14 protein-coding genes are annotated in these 16,156 nt (G+C 73.3%); 7 read left to right on the forward strand and 7 right to left on the reverse strand.

Annotated elements, in window-relative coordinates; all coding sequences use genetic code 11:
• Positions 1-80 precede the first annotated feature (80 nt).
• Both ACFV4F_RS17390 and ACFV4F_RS17395 read right to left on the reverse strand, forming a co-directional pair.
• Positions 81-530: a DUF6299 family protein gene (locus ACFV4F_RS17390; protein WP_380446193.1), complete on the reverse strand. Its 450-nt coding sequence runs from the start codon at positions 528-530 to the stop codon at positions 81-83.
• 199 nt (positions 531-729) lie between these two features.
• Positions 730-1,815, reverse strand: coding sequence for a family 16 glycosylhydrolase (locus ACFV4F_RS17395; RefSeq protein ID WP_380503282.1), 1,086 nt, complete (start codon positions 1,813-1,815; stop codon positions 730-732).
• Between the two features lie 492 nt (positions 1,816-2,307).
• Between ACFV4F_RS17395 and ACFV4F_RS17400 the strand changes: the two genes are divergently transcribed.
• The 3 genes from ACFV4F_RS17400 to ACFV4F_RS17410 all read left to right on the forward strand — a co-directional run bounded on the left by ACFV4F_RS17400 (position 2,308) and on the right by ACFV4F_RS17410 (position 5,699).
• Positions 2,308-2,577 (forward strand): hypothetical protein, encoded by a 270-nt coding sequence (locus tag ACFV4F_RS17400; RefSeq protein ID WP_380446191.1) that lies wholly within the window; start codon positions 2,308-2,310, stop codon positions 2,575-2,577.
• Positions 2,570-3,187 (forward strand): DUF6879 family protein, encoded by a 618-nt coding sequence (locus tag ACFV4F_RS17405; RefSeq protein WP_380503285.1) that lies wholly within the window; start codon positions 2,570-2,572, stop codon positions 3,185-3,187. The genes ACFV4F_RS17400 and ACFV4F_RS17405 overlap by 8 nt, the downstream gene beginning before the upstream one ends.
• Positions 3,188-3,482: 295 nt before the next feature.
• A complete protein-coding gene (locus ACFV4F_RS17410; RefSeq protein ID WP_380503288.1) occupies positions 3,483-5,699 on the forward strand; it encodes an ATP-binding protein in 2,217 nt (738 codons plus the stop codon).
• Here ACFV4F_RS17410 and ACFV4F_RS17415 read toward each other — a convergent pair.
• Both ACFV4F_RS17415 and ACFV4F_RS17420 read right to left on the reverse strand, forming a co-directional pair.
• Entirely contained in the window at positions 5,677-6,522 is an 846-nt protein-coding gene (locus ACFV4F_RS17415; protein WP_380503291.1) for a methionyl-tRNA formyltransferase, read from the reverse strand. The two genes, ACFV4F_RS17410 and ACFV4F_RS17415, sit on opposite strands and share 23 nt — an antisense overlap.
• Before the next feature lie 140 nt (positions 6,523-6,662).
• A complete protein-coding gene (locus ACFV4F_RS17420; protein WP_380446187.1) occupies positions 6,663-6,968 on the reverse strand; it encodes a GNAT family N-acetyltransferase in 306 nt (101 codons plus the stop codon).
• Between the two features lie 134 nt (positions 6,969-7,102).
• Here ACFV4F_RS17420 and ACFV4F_RS17425 point away from each other — a divergent pair, with 134 nt between their 5' ends.
• Positions 7,103-7,735: a hypothetical protein gene (locus ACFV4F_RS17425; RefSeq protein WP_380503294.1), complete on the forward strand. Its 633-nt coding sequence runs from the start codon at positions 7,103-7,105 to the stop codon at positions 7,733-7,735.
• Positions 7,736-7,845: 110 nt separating this feature from the next.
• Here ACFV4F_RS17425 and ACFV4F_RS17430 read toward each other — a convergent pair whose 3' ends face one another.
• Both ACFV4F_RS17430 and ACFV4F_RS17435 read right to left on the reverse strand, forming a co-directional pair.
• Complete coding sequence (locus ACFV4F_RS17430; RefSeq protein WP_380446185.1) at positions 7,846-9,018, reverse strand: alpha/beta fold hydrolase; 1,173 nt, start codon at positions 9,016-9,018, stop codon at positions 7,846-7,848.
• 167 nt (positions 9,019-9,185) lie between these two features.
• Positions 9,186-9,731: an Lrp/AsnC family transcriptional regulator gene (locus ACFV4F_RS17435; RefSeq protein WP_380503295.1), complete on the reverse strand. Its 546-nt coding sequence runs from the start codon at positions 9,729-9,731 to the stop codon at positions 9,186-9,188.
• Between the two features lie 45 nt (positions 9,732-9,776).
• On the opposite strand from ACFV4F_RS17435, the gene ACFV4F_RS17440 reads away from it, so the two are divergent.
• From ACFV4F_RS17440 to ACFV4F_RS17450, 3 genes are all read left to right on the forward strand, one after another.
• A complete protein-coding gene (locus ACFV4F_RS17440; protein WP_380503298.1) occupies positions 9,777-10,685 on the forward strand; it encodes an NAD-dependent epimerase/dehydratase family protein in 909 nt (302 codons plus the stop codon).
• Positions 10,682-11,560 (forward strand): aldo/keto reductase, encoded by an 879-nt coding sequence (locus ACFV4F_RS17445; RefSeq protein WP_380503300.1) that lies wholly within the window; start codon positions 10,682-10,684, stop codon positions 11,558-11,560. Before ACFV4F_RS17440 ends, ACFV4F_RS17445 begins: the two co-directional genes overlap by 4 nt.
• A 280-nt stretch (positions 11,561-11,840) precedes the next feature.
• Positions 11,841-12,965 carry a lanthionine synthetase C family protein gene (locus ACFV4F_RS17450; RefSeq protein ID WP_380503303.1) on the forward strand — a complete coding sequence of 375 codons (1,125 nt, stop codon included), beginning with the start codon at positions 11,841-11,843 and terminating at the stop codon, positions 12,963-12,965.
• Between the two features lie 61 nt (positions 12,966-13,026).
• Here ACFV4F_RS17450 and ACFV4F_RS17455 read toward each other — a convergent pair whose 3' ends face one another.
• Positions 13,027-15,987 (reverse strand): ATP-binding protein, encoded by a 2,961-nt coding sequence (locus ACFV4F_RS17455; RefSeq protein ID WP_380503306.1) that lies wholly within the window; start codon positions 15,985-15,987, stop codon positions 13,027-13,029.
• Between the last annotated feature and the right edge of the window lie 169 nt (positions 15,988-16,156).

A 16,156-nucleotide genomic window follows, 5' to 3' on the forward strand; every position in this document is an offset into this window, starting at 1 on the left:
GTTTCCCGCGGCGCCCCCCCCTCCCGGCCCCCCCCCCCGCGCGGTTGCGCCCCGGGGGCGCGGGGGCCTGCGGGCACGGGTCACTCGGCCAGCAGCTCGATCGGGGTCTCGGCGGTGGCCACGGTCTGGGGGAGCGGCATGCCGTTCGGGCCCATCGTCAGCATGGTCGCCTTCACGGTGACCGGGCCGGTGCGCAGGAGCGGGCCGGGGCGGCGGCCGTCGGTCATCGGTCGGCCGGTGTTGGTCCAGGTGCGTTCGGTGCCGTCGCACTGCGCCCTGAACCCGCCGATCGACTCGGGGTGGCCGTCCTGGATGACGTTGCTGCCGATCAGGACGACCTTGCCCGGGTGGTCGGCGCAGCGGTAGCCGCCGGTCAGCGTGACGGTGCCGTCGTCGGCGAGGGTGCCGCCGGTGACGCTCACCGCGTCGGAGGGGGCGGCCGGCGTGGTGGCGGCCGTGGCCGCGGTGCCGGGGGCGGCGAGGCCGATCATCGCGGTGATCACGGCGGCCAGCGTGCTGAGCTTGCGCATGGTGGTGGGTCCTCCGAAGGTGTGGTGCGAGTGCACCGACGTACCTACCGCGTGCCGGAGCCCTGCCGCACGCCGCCACCCGCCACCGGGCGCGGCTCCACCCGGATGGCTCTGCGCGGACTCCCGGCATGGCCGAGGTGCGACGCCCGGGCGCTCGCCCTTCCCGCCTGCGCGCGGTCCCTGCGGAGGGTTCGGTCCGTCAGTGTCCGGGGAAGGCCGCCGGTCGCTGCCAGGCCCGCACGTAGTCGACGATCAGGTGGCCCCGGCTGCCCGGCGCCGGCGGGATCTTGGAGTAGACGAAGTTGTCGAGGAGGACGTTCACCGGGCCGTTCGACGTCCGGCTGCTGTGGAAGACCATCCGGCCGTCGATCCACCAGTCCGTTCCCGACGGTTCGATGTCGACGCCGTAGGTGTGGAAGTCCGCGGCCGGATCGAACCCGGGCCGGTGCACGGTGCCGACGGCGTTCGATCCGGGGACGTTCCGGCCGGGGACGTTCGGGCCGGGGCGGGTGATCCCGGGCCACGGGAAGCCGGGCAGGAGGTCCTGGGGGGCTCCGCCCGGGTTGTGCTGGGTGAGGTGGAGCCGGGAGTGGTCGTCCGAGTAGAACTCGAAGGCGTCGGTCTCACCGTTGGCGGGGATGGAGACCCCGGGCGCCGCCCACGTCCACAGGGCCGACCAGAAGCCCTTGGGGGCCGGGAGTTTGGCGCGGATCTCGGTGTAGCCGTAGCGGAAGGCGTAGGACGGCGACGAGTTGAGCATGCAGCTCGACCAGGCGTAGTGCCTGCCGCCGGCGCTGGTGATGTCATCCGGCTTCGCGGTGATGTCCAGCGTGCCGCCGGAGACGGTGCAGTTCGCCGGCTGGTCGAATTCGAGCTGCTGGTTGTCCGGGTTGCCCGTCCCGAGCGGGGCGGCGGACCAGTCCGCCTCCGCCGCGGACTGGAACGACCACTTCGTCCGGTCCACCGACGTGCCGTCGAACTCGTCGGCGAACTTGAGGTCCCACGGCCCGGCGGGCCCTGCGGGCGCGGGCCGTGCGGGGGTGGTCGGCGGCCGGGGTGAGGGGTCGGTGGGCGTCGGCGCCGACGGGAGGGGCGCCGAGGGGAGCGGCGGCACCGAGGGGAGCGTCGGCCAGCCGCCGGGGAAGGGCCACGAACCGGTCCCCGGCGCGGGCCAGGGCCAGGGCCAGGGCTGGACCGCGGCGCTCCGGTGCGGCGCCGCCACGGCTGTCGGGGACACGAGGGCGCACACGGCCGCGCCGGCCATGGCGGCAGCGGCCAACTTCAAGGGTTTCACCGAGGATCCACCGTTCTGCGACAGGTCGCGGCCGTCGACGGGACCGCCCGAGGATGACGGCCGGACGTTGGGGGCCGGGGCGTCGGCCCTGAAGTGGTGAGCGCGCTACCGACGACTCTGGCACCCGTCCCGAGGAGTCGCGCGTCGTACGGGCCCGGGTGGGTGACCCGCCGACAACCGAGGTGTCGGGAGCGGCTGATGAACGGTCATCCGGTTCGTCGAACTCACCGTCACCCGCGCCCCGCGCCTCGCCCCACCTTGCCCGGCGGCCGGCCTGGGCGATCCGCTGGGGCCGGCGCAGATGAAACGTTCACTCAACGGCGGCGCAGCGGGGGCGCGACGCGCGTTTGTGGATTTCCGAATTCCGTTAAGCCCATGAGAACAGGAGTCGCGGACCGACTCTTCCGACAAACTCCCTTGACCGTCGCCCGTGGCTGCGCTAAATTTTGTCACCCCGATTCTTCTCGTACTGACGGGGAATGCATGGCTGTCACCTGGGAACCAGACCCCGCGGCATCCTTCGCCCGCCGCCTGGGCAAGTCCTCGCACGAGCTCGGCCAGACCTCCGGCAATGCCAGCTGCCCGGACATCTGGGAGCTGGACAACGGGGACGTCGCAGTCATCGGACGTGACCTCACCGCCTCCTACCAGGACAGACTTCCCGAAGGCGTGAGCATCGACCCTGGTGAGCAGCTCGTCGTCATCCCGCGTGCGACGATCGTCGCGGCGAAGGCGGACATCCCGGATGCATGAACTCCTGGCCGGGGCCGACTGGGAGCGCATGGAGCTCCGGGACTATTACGCGGAATTCGAGGAAATCTTCTGGCGGATCAACGCCCTGGGATTCTGGAAACTGGAGCGCCGACAAACCTTCAAGGAGCCCGGATACGACAGCTGGGAGGCCTTCGCCGCCGGTGACTGGGAGAATTCCACGGGAATTCTGGAAGCCGGCCGGTCCGACATGGAGGGCTACCACCGGAGGATCGCCGAACGCGGATTCTCGGCGTGCCGGGTGCGGATCGTGGAGGAGCCGATCAGCGCCTACCTCCAGTGGGAGCTCCACGCCCTCCGCGTCCGTGACCAGAGCGGCGGGCCGATCCGCGTCGTGGGCCCGGAGCGGGTGGCGCGCTTCGAGACGGGCGGCCTCCTCCCGGAGATCTACACGCTCGGCTCCGAAGTCATGTACGAGGCGGTCTACGACGAGGACGGCGTCCTCGAATCCGTCCGGAGGTTCGCCGACCACAACCTGATCCTGCGCTGTCGGCGGTTCATCGCCGACCTCTACGCGGACGGCGAGCCGCTGGAGGCCTTCTTCGCCCGGGAGGTGGCCGTCCTCTCGCCGCCCACCGGGCAGCGGTGCTGACCGCTCGATGAGCGGATCCGACCGGAGCGGCCCCGCGCCGGACGGGCCGTCGCCGAGCGGCCCTGCGCCGAACAGACCTGCGCCGAACGAGCCTTCGGCGAAAGGCGATTGGCAGTCGAACCGGATCGCCGGATCCGCGGCCGCGAGGGACGTCGTCCAGGCGCACGACGTTCACGGCGGAATCCACTTCCACCAGCCGGCGGAGCAGCGCTCGTTCAGTGTGAGGCCCAACCAACTCCCTTATGCGGGCGGCCGTTTCATCAACCGGAGTGGCGAGTTGGGAAGCCTGGACCGGATGGCCGACGGCGGGGGCGAGGTCTTCGTGCCGTCGGCCGTCGTGGTGGTCACCGGCACGGCCGGGGTCGGCAAGACCTCCCTCGCCCTGCACTGGGCGCACCGGGTCCGTGACCGCTTCCCGGCCGGAGCCCTGTACGTCAACCTCCGGGGCCACGACGCGAACGCGCCGGTCTCCCCGGGCCAGGTCCTGGACCGTTTCCTCCGGGACCTGGGGCTCCCCGCCGCGGCCGTCCCGGTCGGCCTGGAGGACCGGGCCTCGCTGTACCGCTCGATGACCGCCGACCGCCGGCTCCTCGTCCTGCTCGACAACGCCGCGACGGCCGCGCAGGTCCGGCCGCTGCTGCCCGGCGCGGCGGGCTCGCTGACCCTGGTCACCAGCCGGAACAGTCTGCCCGGCCTGGTGGCCCGGGAGGGTGCGGACCGGCTCGACCTGGCGCGTTTCCCGGACGCCGAGGCCGTCCTGCTGCTCCGCGCGGTGACGGCCGCGTCCCGGACGGCCGACGGGCCGGACGAACTGGCCGAACTGGCCCGGCTCTGCGCGGGCCTGCCGCTCGCGCTGCGGATCGCCGCCGAACGCGCGGCGGGCCGGCCGCTGATGCTCCTGTGCGAGCTGATCGCCGAACTCAAGGACCGGTCCGCGCTGTGGGAGGTCCTGACGGCGGAGACCGAAGAGGAGACGGACGCGATGCACCACGTGTTCGCCTGGTCCTACCGGGCCCTGCCCGAGGCCGCCGCCCGGCAGTTCCGGCTGCTCGGCCTGCACCCGGGGGACGAGTTCGGCCTGCCGGCCGCCGCCGCGCTGGCCGGGAGCACGCTCGCCGAGGCGCGCCGCCGGCTCGACGTCCTGACCGGTGCCCACCTGGTCGAGGAGTGCGCCCCGGGCCGTTACCGGCTCCACGACCTCCTGCGGGCGTACGCGGTCACGCAGGTCCAGGAGACGGAGTCGGCGGAAGCCCGCCGTGACGTCCGGCGGCGCGTCCTGTCCTGGTACCTGCACACCGCGGACAACGCGCAGTCGGCGCTGGCGCGGTTCGACCGCTACGCGCTGGACCTGCCGGTTCCGGCGGACGTCGTCCCGCTGGCCTTCGACGACCACCCGTCGGCGCTCCGCTGGTACCGCGCCGAGGTCGGCAACCTGGTCGCCGCGGTGCGGGCCGCCGCGGAGACCGGCTGCCACGACCTCGCCTGGCGCCTGGCGGTCGTCCTGCGGGCCGTGTTCATGCACCAGAACGCCTTCGAGGACTGGGTGACGACGGCCGGGATCGGCATCGGCTCGGCCGCCCGGGACGGGAGCCGCGCGGGTGAGGCCGAGGCGTACGAGAACCTGGGGAAGGCGTACTTCCAGTCGCGTCGGCTCGACGAGGCCGAGGAGTGCCACCGCGCCGCCCTGGAGATCCGCCGCCGCACCGGTGACCGGTTCGGCGAGGCGGTGTCGGTCAACGCCCTCGGCCTGCTCGGTCTGCGCCGGCGGCGGCTGGACGAGGCCCGGTCGTGCTTCGAGGCCGGCGTGGCGATCTTCGCCGACCTGGGTGAACGGCGCTGGGCCGCGCTGCTGCTGTCCAACCTCGCCGAGACCCGCTGCGAACTCGGCGACTTCCGCCCGGCGGCCGAGGCGCTGGAGCGGGCGCTCGCGGTGTTCCGCGAGCTCGGCGACCGGAGCGGTGAGGGCAACGCGCTGCACTTCCTCGGCTGGGCCCGGCGCGGGCTGGGGTCGCTCGCGGGGGCCCGTGCCGCGGCCGAGGCCGCGTTGGCGATCGCCGCCCAGGAGGGCAACGACCTGTGGGAGGCGCACTGGCTCGTCGGGCTCGCCCACGTGGAACGCGCGGCGGGGCGGTCCGAGGAGGCCCTGGGGGCGTGCGAGCGGGCGGTCGACGTCCAGCGGCGGCTGGGCGACCGCAGCCGGGAGGCGACGGCGCTCGACGGGGCCGGGGAGGCCTGCCGCGACCTCGGGCGGACGGACGACGCCATTCGTCTCCACGAGGCCGCCGCGCGGATCCACCGGGAGTGCGCGGACCAGTGGCAACTGTCGGGTGCGCTGGACAACCTCGCGCGAGCCCTCGGCGAGGCAGGCCGCGAGGAGGAGGCCCGCCGCCACCGGACCGAGGCGCTGGCCCTCCTCGCGGGCTTCGACGATCCGCGGGCGGCCGAGCGGCGGGAGCGGATCGGCCGGGAAGGGACCGGTGGGGAAGGGATCAGCCGGGGGCCGACTCCGTGATCCAGAGCGGGCCGTCGGCGCAGTCGAGGCGGATGCCGTCGGCCGGGGTCAGCGCGGTCCGGAGCACCCGGAGGGCGCGCCCGTCGATGTCGACCGTCGGGCCGAGGCCCGCCCCCATGAAACGGAAGGTGCGGACCTGATTGTGGATCTCGCGTGCGGTGCGGGTGCGATCGACGACGGAGAACTCCGCTTCCATCAGCCCTGCGCGGCTCGCGCGGGAGTGGTCCTGCGGAATTCCGGGAACTCCGTTCGAAATGCGGCCGATCGATTCGGTGAGCAGTCGCCGAATGACCGGCTGGAGCCGTGGCCAGAGGATGTCCGGCGTGACGTTGTCGGGGATCGGGATTCCGTCCTGCTGGGCGAGCACCGGACCGGTGTCGAAGTCCTCGTCCATGCGGTGGACCGTCACGCCGAGGTGGCGGTCCCCGTTGCGGATCGCCCACAGCACGGGCGCGGGCCCCCGGTAGGCGGGCAGCAGCGAGCAGTGGACGTTGATGACGCCGAGGCGGGGCGTGGCCAGGACCGACGGCGGCAGCTTCCAGTTGAAGCCGTAGACGACGAGGAGGTCCAGGGCGTAACCGGCGAGGGCGCGCGCCAATCCCTCGGGGCTGCCCGGCACGAGGAGGTCGACGCCGGCGGGGATCGCACCGAGGAGGGAACCGACCGCTGCGGCCGCGTGGTCGTCCGTGGGCCTTCCGGGCCGCATCGAGCGCGAATACACGTGAACCAGTGGATCGTGCCCCTCCTGTCGGCACACGGAATGGATGGCCTGGAACTCGCGGACCCCGAAGGACGCAATGCCGATGCGCAGATGATCTTCCACGGCTCGGGACCCTAGCAGTTCCCCAACTGCCGAAGCGTCAATTCCACTGTTCCGTCGGATGAATGACGGCCGACCGGGCGAGAATGAAAAGTCGGTCCGCCGCGCTCCTCCACTCCCGGGGTGACGCGGCGAGGCGCGGCTCAGAGGCCGAAGCGGGCGCGGTGGGAGGCCGGGACGAGGTCGGTGTACTCGGGGTGCTTGGTGATCCAGCCGCGGATGAACGGGCAGTACGGCAGGACGGAGAGCGCCTGCTCGCGGGCCGTGTCCAGTGCGGCGCGCGCCAGCCCGCCGGCCAGGCCGCGGCCCTCGAAGCGGGGGTCGATCTCGGTGTGGATGAAGGCGATCTCGCCGCCGGAGCGGTGGTACTCGGCGAAGCCCGCGAGTTCGCCGTCCTCGTGGATCTCGAAACGGGACTTCCCGGGGTTGTCGGTGACGAGGTGTGCCATGGGTTCCTCCTGTGGGGTGTTGCGGGGCCGGCGGGTGCCGGCAGGGCCACCCTAGCCGGAAACTAGTTGAAATCTCAACAGTGTCGACCGTCTGTGGCAGTGTGGAAGCATCGGATCCCGAGGACAGGGGGCGGATGACGATGGAGACGTGGCGCGGATTCACCAACGGCGTGCTGTACGCCGCGCAGTTCGGTGCGCTCGACCGGGCCGTGGCGGAGCGGGTCGCCGGGATGATCGTCCGTGGCCGGCAGCTCGGTGACGAGGAAGTCGCCGTCCGGTACGAGCAGTTGGGGGACGCGCTGGCGGGCGGGAGCCCGATCACCGGAGCGATCCCGCAGCCGCACGGCGAGCAGGACGTCCGGGAGTTCCTGGCCCTGCTGCGGGACGCGCTGGACCGCATGCGCCCCTGGCCGCAGCGGCCGTTCCGCACGCTCGACACCGACGAATGGTGGCCGTCCTTCCGTGTGGCGCGCCCGCTGCTGCGCCTCCACCTCGACGAACCGGCCGGGCAGGCGCGTCTGGGCATCGCGCAGACGGTCACGGAAGGGGGCGCCGAACTCGACGTCCTCGTCCTGCGGCTGGCCTCCGGCGAGCGGGTGGCGGTGGCGTGGACGGCGGAGTGCGGTGTCGTCCTGGACCTGGAGGAAGCGCCGCGGGAGCACGTCGCGGCCGCCTTCCTGGCCGCGACCGGCCTGACTCCGGACGAGGTCTCCCCGCTGGGCCCCGAGGCGTCGTGGGACGGCACGGGGTCCTCCTTCGGGCCGTGAGCGTCCTCTGCGAGAACGCCGATGCGAGAACGCCGATGCGAGAACGCCGATGCGAGAACGCCGAGGCCCCCGCCGGTGATCGGCAGGGGTCTCGGGGTGGGGGTTGGTGGTCAGGGGTAGGGGGTGTAGTTGCCGTTCGTGTCCAGGGCGTAGCTGCCGCTCTTGAGCCCGTCGACGGCGGTGTGCTTGAGCCATTCGCGGGCCATGTGGTGCAGGTCCTTGGCGCGGTTCTCCCAGACCATCTGGTGGCCGGCGCAGGCCACTCTGATCATCAGCTTGTCGGTCCCGGGGATGGCCGCATAGAGGGCGGGGACCGAGAAGTTGGTCCTGTCGTCCGGCGTCGGGTGGATCGCCTGGGTGTCGTCCTCTCCGTAGACGAGGAGGACGGGCACCACCGTGCCGAGGGTGTTGTCGAGCGGCACCGTCGCGTCGTTCCAGCCCCACCAGAAGGAGTTGCGGAACCGGCAGACGCCCTCCGGCACGCCGGAGTTCAGCGGGCCCCAGGTCTTGCCGAGGGCGTCGTTGTCCATGATGGCCGCCCACACCACGTCGACCATGCCGCTCTCCCGCTGGCCCGCGCACTTCAGCTCGGGGTCCCACACGTGCGTCAGGTCGGCCTTCGTGAGGAGGTTCATCGGGAAGCCGAACTGGGCGGCCGGGGTGGTCAGGGGCAGCGGATGCGGTGCGCCGAACCGGGTGCCCGGCTTGCTCGCGTTGCCGCGGGGCGGGTAGATCGGCGCCAGGAACATCAGGCTGCTCACCTTGCCGGGATGCTGCAGGACGTACGGTCCCATCACGAAGGCGGCCGCGGACCAGCCGACGAACGCGACCTGTGGCACGCTCCGCAGTTTCCTGACGAACTCGACGACCGTGTTCAGCTCGTCCCACTCGCTCTGCGAGTTGCCCAGCTGCTTCGGGTAGGCCGGGGGGCACGGCGCGGCCAGCGGGTTGGGGACCAGGTCGGCCTTCTGCTGTGCGGGGTTGGCGTTGCACGGGTTGTCCATCTCCGGCCGCGGTGACCGGCCGGAGCCTTGGAGGTCCATCACGAACACGTCGTAGCCTGCCTGGGCCAGGTCCTGGGCCCAGCTGTACCCGTCGTGCTGGAGGTCGAAGCCGGCGAGGGCCGGGACGCTGCGGCCGTGCAGCATCAGGACGGGTTCGGGGTCGTGGTGCGGCTTGGTCCCGTCGTACTCGCGGACGAACAGCTCGACGTGCTCGTTGAGGTTCGCGGGGACGGTCGAGACGTGCGGGACGGCATGGTCCTGGGGCGGGATGTTGGGCATCGTTCGCCCTCCGATCCGTCGACTCGGCCCCGGCTGGGTGGCCGGGGCCATCTCAGGCAAGGGTCCGCCGGGCGGACGGTCCGGCGCTCATCGGGTTGGGCCGCTCGGACGACGTGCGCTGCGGAGCCCCGGGGTCGGCCGCCGGTTGCCGGGGCTGATGACGGGGGCTACAGGGACGGCGGCGGGAGGACGGCGTTCCGGGTGACGGGGGAGGAGAGGATCACCGACGTCGTGGTGCGGCCGAGGATGGAGATGAGTTCGATGAGTTCTTCCAGGTGGGTCGTGTCGCGGGCGGCGATCTTGAAGATCCAGCAGTCCTCGCCGATGACGTGGTGGACCTCCAGGACCTCGGGGCGGTGGACGAGTTCCTGGCTGCGGAGGTACTTGACGGTCACGCGCGCGTGCGGGGAGACGCGGACGAAGGCCTGGATGCCGTAGCCGAGGCGGGCGGGGGAGACCTGGGCGGCGTAGCCGGTGACGGTGCCGTCGGCTTCGAGGCGGCGGACGCGTTCGCCGACGGCGGCGGGGCTGAGGCTGACGCGGCGGCCGAGCTCACTGAGCGTGATGCGGCCCTCGGTCTGGAGGAGCTCCAGGAGGTGCAGGTCGACGGCGTCCAGGGCGCTCTCGGGGCGCGCGGCGGGTCGTCCTGAGGAATCGTCGGCGGCCGGGCCCGTCTGCCGTCGGTCTTTCGGTCGAAGCGCCTGAACTCCCATGATCTCCCCTTCATCAGATGACGCCGCACGGTAACACTTGTGGGCATGGAAAACGTGCTGGTCATTGGGGGGAACCGCTACTTCGGGCGGCGGCTGGTCACCCGGCTGCGGGACTCGGGAGCGCGGGTGAGCGTGCTGAACCGGGGGTCGGTGCCCCCACCGCCCGGGGTGGAGCGGCTGGTGGCGGATCGGGAGGACGCCGCGGCGCTGGGCGCGGTGCTCGCGGGCCGGGAGTTCGACGTCGTGGTCGACCAGGTCTGCTACACGCCGCTGCACGCCGAGGGAGCCGTGCGAACGTTCGCGGGGCGGGTCGGGCGGTACGTCATGACGTCCACCATCGAGGTGTACGACACGGGGGAGGACCGGCCGGCCGGTGTGCCGCTCGGCGAGGACGTCGTCGATCCGGCCCGGTGGCCGGTGCGGCTGGAACTGCCGTGGACCGACCGGCAGTTCAGGGATCGGTCGTACGGCGAGGGCAAGCGGCAGGCGGAGGCGGTGCTGGCCCGCGGCGACGCGTTCCCGTTCGTCGCCGTCCGGGCCGGGCACGTGCTGGGCGCCGACGACTTCACCGGGCGCCTCGCGCACTACCGCGAACGGATCGAGGCCGGGCTCCCGGTGGCCGTCCACCCGGCGAACCTGCCGTCCTCGTACGCGCACGAGGCAGAGATGGCCGACGTCCTGCACTGGGCGGCCGGCGCGCGGTTCACCGGGGCCGTCAACGCCTGCTCGCACGGCGAGTTGACGGCCACGGACCTCTGCGACCTGATCGCGCAGGGGAGTTCGTACCGGACGGCCGCACCCGCGCCCGGCGACGAGGCCTCGCCGTTCTCCTTCGACCGCTACTACGGCATGGACAACTCCCGTGCCGAACAGCTCGGTTACTCCTTCTCCCACACCCGCGACTGGCTGCCCGAGCTCGTCGCCGAGACGCTTCGACGAGGAGCCGCCGCATGACCGCCACCCGCCGCCTCGGATCCCTGGACGTCAGCGCGATCGGCCTCGGCGCCATGCCGCTCTCCGTCGAGGGCCGCCCCGACGAGGAACGGGCGGTCGCGACCGTCCACGCCGCGCTCGACGCCGGCATCACGCTGATCGACACCGCCGACTCCTACCACTGGCACGCCGACGAGTACGGCCACAACGAACGCCTCGTCGCCCGCGCCCTCGCCGCGTACGGCCCCGGCGCCGACGGCGTGCTGGTCGCCACCAAGGGCGGCCGCGGCCGGCCCGGCGACGGCTCCTGGACCATCGACGGCGACCCGGCCCACCTCAAGCGGGCCTGCGAGGGCTCGCTGCGCCGCCTCGGCGTCGAGGCGATCGGCCTGTACCAGCAGCACTACCCGGACCCGCGCGTCCCGTACGAGGACTCGCTCGGCGCGGTGCGCGAGCTGTACGACGAGGGCAAGATCCGGGCGGCCGGCATCTCCAACGTCTCGGTGGAGCAGGTGCGGCAGGCGCGCGGGATCCTCGGTGACGCCCTGGTGTCCGTCCAGAACCGTTTCTCACCGGCGTTCCTGCAGCACCGGCCGGTGCTGGAGCTGTGCACCGAACTCGGCCTCGCGTTCCTGCCCTGGAGCCCGCTCGGCGGCATCGGACGGGCGGACGCGGTCGGGAGCGGCGGGTTCGCCGAGGTCGCGGCCGGGCGCGGGGTGAGCCCGCAGCGCGTGGCGCTCGCCTGGCTGCTGGCCGTGTCGCCGGTGATGCTGCCGATCCCGGGCGCGAGCCGGCCGGAGACGATCCGGGACTCGGCCGCCGCGGCCGAACTGGTGCTGACGGAGGAGGAACTGAACGTGCTCCCGGTGGTCGGCCGAGCGGCAGCGCGCGGCTGATTCGCGGGTCGCGCCCGGCTGATTCGTGGGACGCGCCCGGCGGACGCCGGATACGTGGGTGGGGCGGGCGGAATTCTGGGGTCCGATCCCTCATGCGGGCGGGCGGCGGACGGTGTTGGCTCTGTGTGTGCCGGAGGGAAGTCCGGCGCGAAGCAGCAGCAACTCCACCCGATGCTGCTCCGGCGGATCCGTGCGGGGGCAGCGGGCAGCGTCCCCGCACGGATCGCGCCGTCCTCCCGGCCATCGAGGGCGGTCGTCCGCACGAACCGCAGAGGAAGACATGCGCGACGAACCGGACGAGTTCGGGACGGCGGTGGCCGGTATCGCGGCCTTCGTCGCGGCCGCCGCCGACCCCGCGTGCAGCACGCTGTTCCCCGCGGACCCGTTCGCCCGCACCACCAACCCGCTGAGCCTCGGCTTCGGTGCGAGCGGCGTCCTGTGGGCGCTGGACGCCTCGGGCGTCCCGCTGCGGCCCGGCTGGAAGGAGTGGCTGCGCGAGCGGCTCGACGCGGTCGACCCGGCAACGCACCCCGCCGGTCTCATGGACGGCCTGGCCGGCCTCGCCTGGACCTCCGACGAGCTCGGATTCCGCGGCCAGGCACGGACGTTGCTCGCCCTGGCCAACCGGCGGGCCGCCGAGTCGGGCGATCACTCCTTCTACTGCGGCCTCGCCGGCGTCGGCATGACGAACCTGCGCTTCTACGTGCGCGGCCACGACGAACGCGACCTCGCCGCCGCCCTCGACTGCGCGCGGGCACTGCGCGAGACCGTGCGGCGCGACGGCGAACACGCCTACTGGATCGGCGAGTTCGGCGAGTTAAAGGAGTTCAACGAGTTCTCCGTGGACGGTCCGCTCACGGGTCTCGCCTTCGGCCAGGCCGGCGTGGCGATGTTCCTGCTCAGGCTGTACCAGGTCACGGGTGACGAGAGCCATCTGGGGCTCGGTCGCGCCGCCCTCGCGTGGGAGCTGGCGCAGGCCCGACTCGTCGACGGCGTGCCCGTGTTCGAGCACGAGGGCGCCATGGGACCGTACGTCGAGGCGGGCGGCGCCGGCATCGCCAGGGTACTGCTGCGCTACGGCGGCCTCGACGACGCGCGGGCCGTGCTGCGCGCGCTGGACGTGCCCGGCCGGGGCTTCGGCCACGGCCACGGCCACAGCTCCGGCACGGTCGGTGTCGCCGACGCCCTGCTCGACGCCGCCGAGATCACCGGGGACCGGGCCTACCGGGAGACCGCCCTGCGTCGGCTCGACGTCGTCCGCAGGGCCTTCCTCTCCGAGCCCGGCGAGGCCGTGTCCCGCTTCGCCTGCGACTACCTGACCGGCTCGGCGGGCGTGCTGCGCGTGCTGCACCGCGCGCACCACGGCTGCCCGGCGGACTTCCTGCTCGACGAACTGTCCCGGTGACCGGGCTCCGGGCCGCGTCGCCACCGGGCCCGGTACGCGCGGCACGGTCCCAGGGCGTGCCCTACCCGTGCACGGCCAGGTCCGCGGCCAGCCGGCAGAGTGCGGCCCGGTCGGGGCGGCCGGTCTTCTGGATCAGGCTGGCCAGGTGCTTCTCGACCGTGCGCGGCGAGATCGACAGCAGCCGGGCCAGGTCCTGGTTGCCGGGACGGTCGACGAGCAGCGCCAGCACCTCGTACTCGCGCGGCGTGACGCCCTGGGCGCGCAGCCCGGCCGGGATCAGCTCGCGGCCCCTGCGGCGCTGGGCGACGTTCACCCCCGCCTGCCGGAGCAGCGCGCGGCAGGCGCCCGCCACCGGAGGGACGTCGAGCGCGTGGAAGTACTCCTCGGCGGTCCGCAGCCAGGCCACCGGGTCGCCCCAGCCGTCGGCGAGCGCGGCCTCGGCGACCAGGCGCAGCCCCAGGTGGTGCCCGGTGGGGAAGCGCCCGGGATCCCGCCGGACCCGGGCGACCGCCTCGGCGGCCTCGGCGGCCCGGCCCTCCCGGCCCAGCAGCACCGCCTCGGCGAGGTCCAGGAACTGCCGGTTCCACGCGAGTTCGGCGCCCGGCGACGCGGCGACGGCGGCGTGTTCGGCCCAGCCCGCCGTGCCGGCCAGCACCGCCAGCAGCGGGCGCAGGCCGTACCGCCCGGCGAGGAAGTAGACGTTCGGGTGCTCGGCCTCCCAGGCCGCCGCCGCCGCGAACTCGGCGTCCGCCGTCGCGCGGTCCTCCTCCAGCAGCGCGCACATGGCCCGGCACAGGCCGAGCATCACCGGCGTCAGCAGTGAACCCTCGCCGCCCGCCTGCCGGAACGCCCGCAGGACGTGCTCCATCGTGCGCCGCCGCCCCTGGTGGGCGGCCAGGGTCGCGGAGGTCAGCAGCAGGTAGCGGTGCGTCGCGTGGTTGCGCATCCGGCCGGCCGCGTCCAGGCACCGCCCGATGATCTCCTCGGCCGTCGCCGGGTCGCCCGAGAGGACGGCGTGCATCGCCAGGAACCCCTCGGTGCGCTGGCTCAGCACGATCGAGCCGAGGTCCTCGGCCGCCGCCCTCGCCTGCTCCAGCCGCCGCGCCTCGCCGGTGCGCATGAACGCGTTGCCGCCCAGCCGGATCAGCGCCTCGAACCGCCAGCCCGGCAGCCCGTGCGTCTCGGCCACGGCGAGCATCCGCTCCAGGCACCCGTCGGCGACGTCGAAGCCGTGCGTGCGGGAGAGCATCGCGAGCACCTGCCAGGCCTGGCAGGCCAGGACCGGCAGCCCGGCCCGCTCGGCCATGTCCGCCGCCTCCTCGGCGAGCCGCTCGGCGTCCGGCAGCCGCTCCTCCTCGCCGGGCAGCAGTGCCAGGTGCGCCTCGACGACCGCCAGCGCGGCGGCCTGCTCCGGTGCGCCGCCGTTGTGCAGCCGGGCCCGGGCCGCGGCCACCTGGGCGACCGTCTCCGCGCTCCGCTCGGCCACGACGGCGGCCCAGGCCAGCCGGGTGTGCAGGGCGACCATGCGGTCGGCGGCCAGCGTCGTCGAACCGAGCGTCGGCAGCGTGCCGGCCAGCGCGAACGCCCGGTCCAACCGGCCGTCCTCGGCGAGCGCGTGCGCCAGCGACTCGGTGATCTCCGCCCGGTGCGCCGGGCCGGCCAGCGACTCGGCCCGCTCCAGCAGCAGCACCGCCGACGCCGAGGCGCCGTCGGCCATCGTCAGCCGGCCGGCCTCGGCGAGCAGCAGCGCCGCACCCGGGCGGTCGTCCGCGGTGACGAGCAGGTCGGCGACCAGCTGGCACCGGTCGGGGGTCGGCGGCCCGTCCTCGCGCAGCGCGTCGGCGGCCCGGCGGGCGAGTGCGGCGCGCTGCGCGGCGGGGATGCCGGCGAGCACGGCGTCGACGGTGATCGCGTGGCGGAACGCGTAGTCGTGCGGCGAGGAGTCGTCGGGGACGAGGAAGTGCGCCTCGGTCGCCGCCCGGAGGCGGCTGAACAGGGTGGGGTCGTCGAGTCCGGTGACGGTCCGCAGGGCGGAGACGCAGCAGCGCGGGCCGATGGTGGCCGCCAGGAGGAGGAAGTCGCGCAGCGGGGGGTCGACTTGCAGGAGGCGGTGGCCGAAGCTCTGCACGACGGTGGTCGGCACGGTGGTGTCGAGGTCGCCGGTGACGTGCCAGCCGCCGGCGGCCTGTGAGCGGTTGGTGGCCTGCGAGCCGTCGGTGGCCTGTGGGTCGTTGGTGGTGGTGCTCAGCAGCTTGGAGTCGACCAGGTCGGCGAGGAGTTCCTCGGCGAGGTACGGGTTGCCGTCGCTGCGGGCGACCAGCCGCTCCACGACGGCGTCCGGTACGTCGGCGGCCGGGGCGTCCAGGCAGCCGGCCACCAGGGCTCTTATCTCGGGAGCGGTCAGCGGCCGCAGCGTCGCGACGGTGGCGACGCGACGGCGCTCGGTGCTCCGCGCGAGGTTCAGTGCGGTGCCCGGGTCCGGGCGGACGGTGGCGAGGAGGAGGACGGGCAGGCGGCCGAGGTTGTCGGCGAGGTACTCGGTGACGGCGACGGACTCGGAGTCCGCCCAGTGCAGGTCTTCCAGGGCGAGGACGCAGCCGCCGTCCCGGCCGATCACGGCGAGCAGGCGCAGCAGCGCCTCGGCCAGTTCGACGACGCTCTCGGTGCGGCCGGGGGCGGCGGCGTTCCGCCATTCCGGGACGACCCGGGCCAGGGCCGAACGGTAGGGGAGCAGTTCGGGGTCGGCGGGTGGGGCGGTGGTGCGGAAGTGCGAGGACAGCGCCTCCAACAGCGGACGGAACGGGGTTCCGCCGCCGGTGATGCTGCCGCGGCCGCGCAGCACCGGGATGCCGCGGTCCGCCGCCTGCTGGACGCAGTGGTCGACCAGCCGGGACTTGCCGATTCCGGGCTCGCCGACCAGGAACACCGTGCGGCCGGTGCTCTCCCGAAGCTGCGTCAAGGATCTCTCCAGCAGGGAGATTTCTTCCTGACGGCCGATGGTGACCGGCGAAGTGATGCGCATGTCGGCAGGGTAGTTGATCGTATGAACAAGTTGACAAAACGATTGCCAAAATCCCGGGGCGGGCAGGCGGTTGCGGGTGGGGGCGGGGGGGGCGGGGGGGGGGGTGGGGGTGTGTTGGTTAAAAAACACAACACCCCCCATACAAAAGTGTATCTACGTATACCTGGTG

The organism is Kitasatospora sp. NPDC059722, assembly GCF_042733235.1.
Classification (GTDB): domain Bacteria; phylum Actinomycetota; class Actinomycetes; order Streptomycetales; family Streptomycetaceae; genus Kitasatospora.